The organism is Acinetobacter sp. YH12096, from assembly GCF_013419215.1.
In the GTDB taxonomy this organism is placed as follows: domain Bacteria; phylum Pseudomonadota; class Gammaproteobacteria; order Pseudomonadales; family Moraxellaceae; genus Acinetobacter; species Acinetobacter amyesii.
Genome location: NZ_VPAM01000066.1, coordinates 1 through 4,889, shown reverse-complemented (window position 1 = coordinate 4,889; position 4,889 = coordinate 1). Strand labels below are relative to the sequence as shown.

4 protein-coding genes and 2 pseudogenes are annotated in these 4,889 nt (G+C 40.8%); all 6 read right to left on the bottom strand.

What is annotated here, in order from left to right; translation table 11 throughout:
* Positions 1-123 precede the first annotated feature (123 nt).
* Positions 124-1,342: pseudogene (locus FTU36_RS16310) on the bottom strand (YeeE/YedE family protein).
* A 135-nt stretch (positions 1,343-1,477) separates the two neighbouring features.
* Complete coding sequence (locus tag FTU36_RS16305; protein WP_180118564.1) at positions 1,478-2,179, bottom strand: VIT family protein; 702 nt, start codon at positions 2,177-2,179, stop codon at positions 1,478-1,480.
* A gap of 146 nt (positions 2,180-2,325) precedes the next feature.
* Positions 2,326-2,670 carry a hypothetical protein gene (locus FTU36_RS16300; RefSeq protein ID WP_078188782.1) on the bottom strand — a complete coding sequence of 115 codons (345 nt, stop codon included), beginning with the start codon at positions 2,668-2,670 and terminating at the stop codon, positions 2,326-2,328.
* A 151-nt stretch (positions 2,671-2,821) separates the two neighbouring features.
* Positions 2,822-3,262, bottom strand: a complete 441-nt coding sequence (locus FTU36_RS16295) for an SMI1/KNR4 family protein (protein WP_180118562.1) — start codon at positions 3,260-3,262, stop codon at positions 2,822-2,824.
* 169 nt (positions 3,263-3,431) lie between these two features.
* On the bottom strand, positions 3,432-4,598 hold the full coding sequence (gene metK / locus FTU36_RS16290; protein ID WP_078188779.1) for a methionine adenosyltransferase: 1,167 nt from the start codon (positions 4,596-4,598) through the stop codon (positions 3,432-3,434).
* Between the two features lie 181 nt (positions 4,599-4,779).
* A pseudogene (locus FTU36_RS16285) lies at positions 4,780-4,889 on the bottom strand (IS1595 family transposase); the annotation flags it as partial.

Here is a 4,889-nt window from a genome sequence, read left to right as displayed (position 1 = left end):
GCAAGTAACTTGGACCAGTGTTGATCATTTAGCATTGTTCGAGGCATAGCGAGTGTAAAATTGGGTTTGGCGATTTAATTTTACTATCTCGCTATTTTTTTAATCAACAAATGTCAACAGACCCTAGCAACCTGTTAGTTTTTCAGGTTGTGGACGTTCGCCGGGGAAGAAGATTGGGCGTAATTTGACGCCGATACCGTTCCCAATGAAGGCAAATACTAACCATAACCAACCGTGTAAACTACCTGAAGCAATACCGCTGAAATACGCACCAATGTTACAGCCGTATGCTAAACGTGCGCCGTAACCCAACATCAAACCACCGATCACAGCCGCTAGCAGTGAGCGTTTTGGGATATTAAAGTTCGGTGCAAATTTGCCTGCTAGGCTCGCTGCGAGTAATGCACCGAGCATGATGCCGAAATTCATCATCGACGTGATATCAAACCATAATGATTCGGTGAGTGCTTTGGCATTCGCAGGTTGCTGCCAATATGCCCAAGATGCAACATCGATCCCCATGATACTTGCTGATTTTGCTGCCCAAACGGCTAAGGCAGAGGTCACGCCCCAAGGACGGCCTGCAAGTGCGAGTGTGGCAAAGTTTAGTAAAGTCAGGATAATTCCGCCCCAAACCAATGGCCATGGACCACGTAGAAAGCGTTTCCAGCCGTGTTGGTTAGCTTGCGGCTCAACTTCAAGCTGACCATGGCGTTTCTTTTCAAAGTAAACTGTTGCTGCTGCAATGATTGCAAAAACTACAAAGTTTAATGCCAGTGCAGGAACTACACCAAAGCTTTTGACTAAAGAAATCGGCTCAAAGTGGGGAAGGTCAAACCACCATTGAATATGTGAAGTTGCAATCAGTGAACCTGTACAGAAAAAGATCAACGTTACAATCATACGTGCGCTACCAGCGCCCACAGTGTACAGTGTACAGTGTACCTGATGCACAGCCTCCGCCGACTTGCATACCAATACCAAAAATAAAGGCACCGATCATCACGGACATTGAAACAGGATTAACGTTACCTTTGACTGGGTTGCCAAATAATTCACCCGCACCTAAAGCAGGGAAGAAGAGCAGTACAGCCAAAGCCAACATGATCATTTGTGCACGCAAGCCACGACCACGACGCTCTTTAATAAAGACACGCCAACTTGAGGTAAAACCAAAAGATGCGTGATAAAGGGTCATACCCAAAGCACCGCCAATTAAAAATAGCAATGCTTGGTTAACGCCTACAACCAGATAAGCACCAAAGGTGCCTAAAATTAATAAAACAAAAGCCACCCAAATCGATACATTGGATCGATTGGCTGGCGTAGCAATAACAGACATGGAGAAAAAAGCTTAAAAAATGTACCTCTATTTTACGGTTTTTATATATTGTAAAAATTAATATTGTTTGGAATTCACACAATCATTGCTGTGAATAATTGATTTTCAATATTTGTAAAACTGATAAAAGAAACATTAAACTGGATTTACATTAAATAAAGAACCAATCCAACTTGAAAATAGCATGGCTGCAATGCCCCAGAGTGCAACACGTAGACTGCCTTTCAACATAGAAGTGCCAGCTGCATAACTGGCCAAGGCACCGAGGAGTGCTAGGGAAATCACGCCAACGGCCATAACAGTTTTTTCAATATGCATGTCAGCACTGATCAAGATCGCAACCATCGGAAATAGTGCACCAATTGAAAATGCTAAAGCCGATGAGAGTGCTGCTTGAACGGGTTTTGCTGCGGTATTGTCATGGATTCCAATTTCATCTCGTGCATGGGCCTCTAGTGCATCATGGGCCGTCAATTGGACTGCGACTTCATGGGCCAGTTGTGGTTCTAAACCACGTTGAATATAAATTTGGGTAAGTTCTTTAAGTTCTAGCTCAGGGTTCTTTTGTAGTTCTTTATGCTCCATGTGAAGATCTGCTTTTTCGACGTCTTCTTGAGATTTCACAGAGATATATTCGCCCGCCGCCATAGAGGTTGCACCAGAGATGAGTCCTGCAATACAGGTAATGAGTAAGGTATGGCTAGAAGCACCACTTGCGGCCATGCCCATAATTAAACTGGTGACGGAAATAATGCCATCATTTGCACCGAGTACAGATGCACGTAGCCAACCTGTACGTTCCATAAAATGTTTTTCGGTATGATGTGAATAAGACATTCTTTTCTCTAAATTTGTTATTTATATGACGTCATAAGATTGACCTGACGTCAGTTAAATTTCAAGTTAAAAATGGATTGAAACAACACGCTGAACAAAAGACAAATATAAAAAAAGCACCCGAAGGTGCTTTTTTTATAGAATGCTTATTGCTGAGCTTTTTCTTTCACGTTTGCTGCACCTTGTTCAACAGCACCTGCTGTTGCAGCAGTCGCGTCTTTAGCTGCTTCTTTTGCATTGTGTGCAGCAGCTTCAGCATTTTCTGCTGCATTATCAGCTGCTGTCGCAGTTGCAGTTGCAGCATTATCTACAGCAGTAGCTGTCGCAGTTGCTGCTTCTGAAGTTGCATCAGCAATGTCATGGCCTGCTTGGTCAGCAGCGTTTTCTAGGTGTTCACCAGTTGTTGCACCTGTTTCTGGCGCTTTGTCTTTATTACAGCCAACAAGTGCAACAGTTGCAGCCAAACCTAAAGCAACAAGTAATTTATTCATTTTGATCTTTCCTTTTTTTGTTATGCCCGTAGCATGGGCTGAATTTATATTAGCTGAAAAAATATTCAAAAATCGATCAAAAATTGTTGATTTAGTGTAATTTTATTCAGATTATTTTGTAGTTTAAAAGCCTTTATATCTACTTATAGCGTTAAGAGTTTTGTCTAAATAACTCTTCAATTGAAGTCACAAGTAGATAGATAAATTCACTGTCTTCATGGCGCCATAAATATATTTCTTCCCCCAATTGTGAATTGTCTACTGTACGCATCAATAAATAATCGCCATCACCGTTATGTGCAATAGCAATGCTGTTTTCAGGGAAGTCTTCGATTTCACTGATGGATTGATGTTCTGCGGCTAGATGATTCGTTGTACGTTTTATTCTTTTCACATCGCTGGTGTCCTGGAAGGGGAAGAGCCACCATGCTTCGATATCATCACCATCTTCAAATTCATCCGCACTAGAAAAGCTAATGCCGAATTCGCCACCATTTTCAATTTGCATTTTGGCTTTATATTTTTCTGGAAACTTAAATCCTAATTGTTCTTCAGTTGCAGTAATAAATTTTAAGTCTAATGGAAAGGGCATGATATTGTTCTTAAATTATTTTGGTGTTTTATGAATAAGCTAGGCGTAAATTTTAGTCAATATTTTTTACACTAGTTATTTTTATCCTAGATGTTTTAGTTATGGACATATGGGGCATAAAAAAGCCTGCAATTAATGCAGGCTTTTTTGAGAAATTAATCTATTAAGATTAAAGACCAGCAGATGCTTTAAGCGCTTCCACTTTGTCAGTTTTTTCCCATGTGAATGCGGTATCAGAACCTTCACGACCAAAGTGACCATACGCAGCAGTTTGTTGGTACATCGGTTGGATCAAGTTCAACATACGAGTAATACCGTATGGACGTAAGTCAAAGTGTTCACGTACAAGTGCAATAATCAAATCTTCAGATACTTTTGCAGTATTGAATGTGTTGATCGAGATAGATGTTGGTTCTGCAACACCAATCGCATAAGACACTTGAATTTCACATTTGTCAGCTAGACCAGCAGCCACAATGTTTTTAGCAACATAACGACCTGCATAAGCAGCAGAACGGTCAACTTTTGATGGATCTTTACCAGAGAACGCACCACCACCGTGACGAGCCATACCACCGTAAGTATCTACAATGATTTTACGGCCTGTTAAACCACAGTCACCTACAGGGCCTCCAATCACGAACATACCTGTTGGGTTGATATGGAATTTAGTGTCTGCATGGAACATTTCAGCAGGAATCACTTTTTTCACAATTTCTTCAATTACCGCTTCTTTCAATTGAGCTTGAGTAATTTTTGGATCGTGCTGAGTTGAAAGTACAACTGCGTCTAAGCGAACTGGCATGCCATTTTCATAAGCAAATGTTACTTGGCTTTTTGCATCAGGACGTAACCAAGCAAGTTTGCCTTGTTTACGTAGTTCAGCTTGTTTTTCCATTAAGCGATGCGCATATGAAATAGGTGCTGGCATAAGCACATCAGTTTCACGGCTTGCATAACCAAACATTAAACCTTGGTCGCCCGCACCTTGATCTTCTGGTTTTTGACGGTCAACACCCTGAGCAATTTCAGGTGATTGTTTACCGATCATGTTGATCACGGCACAAGTTGAACCATCAAAGCCAAGATCTGAATGGTGGTATCCGATACCATTTACGGTATTACGAACAATCGCTTCAAAGTCAACATTTGCAGTTGTTGTGATTTCACCGGCAAGTACAACCGCACCCGTTTTTACAAGCGTTTCACAAGCAACCCGTGCATATGGGTCTTCTTTTAAGATTGCATCCAAAATAGCATCACTGATTTGGTCAGCCATTTTATCCGGATGGCCTTCGCTTACAGATTCCGAGGTAAATACAGCGTACTCGCGCATAAGTCCTATCACAGTTAAATTTAAAGACGCAATATGTTACATCGAGAATGCGTTTAGGACTAGCTCAACATGACCAAATTGGATGAAATTAATTCATTTCAATGACTTTTTAATTGATATATGCATCTAAAAAATTGATATGAGCTATGGATTTCTCAATTTAAATTTGGGGCTTAGGAAGTTAAAGAGGGTTGTTACGGAGTATTTTAAGCAAATCGAGGTATAAATTACCATGGCGATGATTGAAGCGATATTCCGTTTCTTTAAGATGCAAATAAAACATCTTCTTGT

Excerpts from the sequence above, each read along its gene's own strand:
- FTU36_RS16295 (WP_180118562.1), bottom strand. The coding sequence starts at position 3,262 with ATGCCCTTTCCATTAGACTTAAAATTTATTACTGCAACTGAAGAACAA.
- FTU36_RS16300 (WP_078188782.1), bottom strand. The coding sequence starts at position 2,670 with ATGAATAAATTACTTGTTGCTTTAGGTTTGGCTGCAACTGTTGCACTT.
- FTU36_RS16305 (WP_180118564.1), bottom strand. The coding sequence starts at position 2,179 with ATGTCTTATTCACATCATACCGAAAAACATTTTATGGAACGTACAGGT.
- metK (WP_078188779.1), bottom strand. The coding sequence starts at position 4,598 with ATGCGCGAGTACGCTGTATTTACCTCGGAATCTGTAAGCGAAGGCCAT.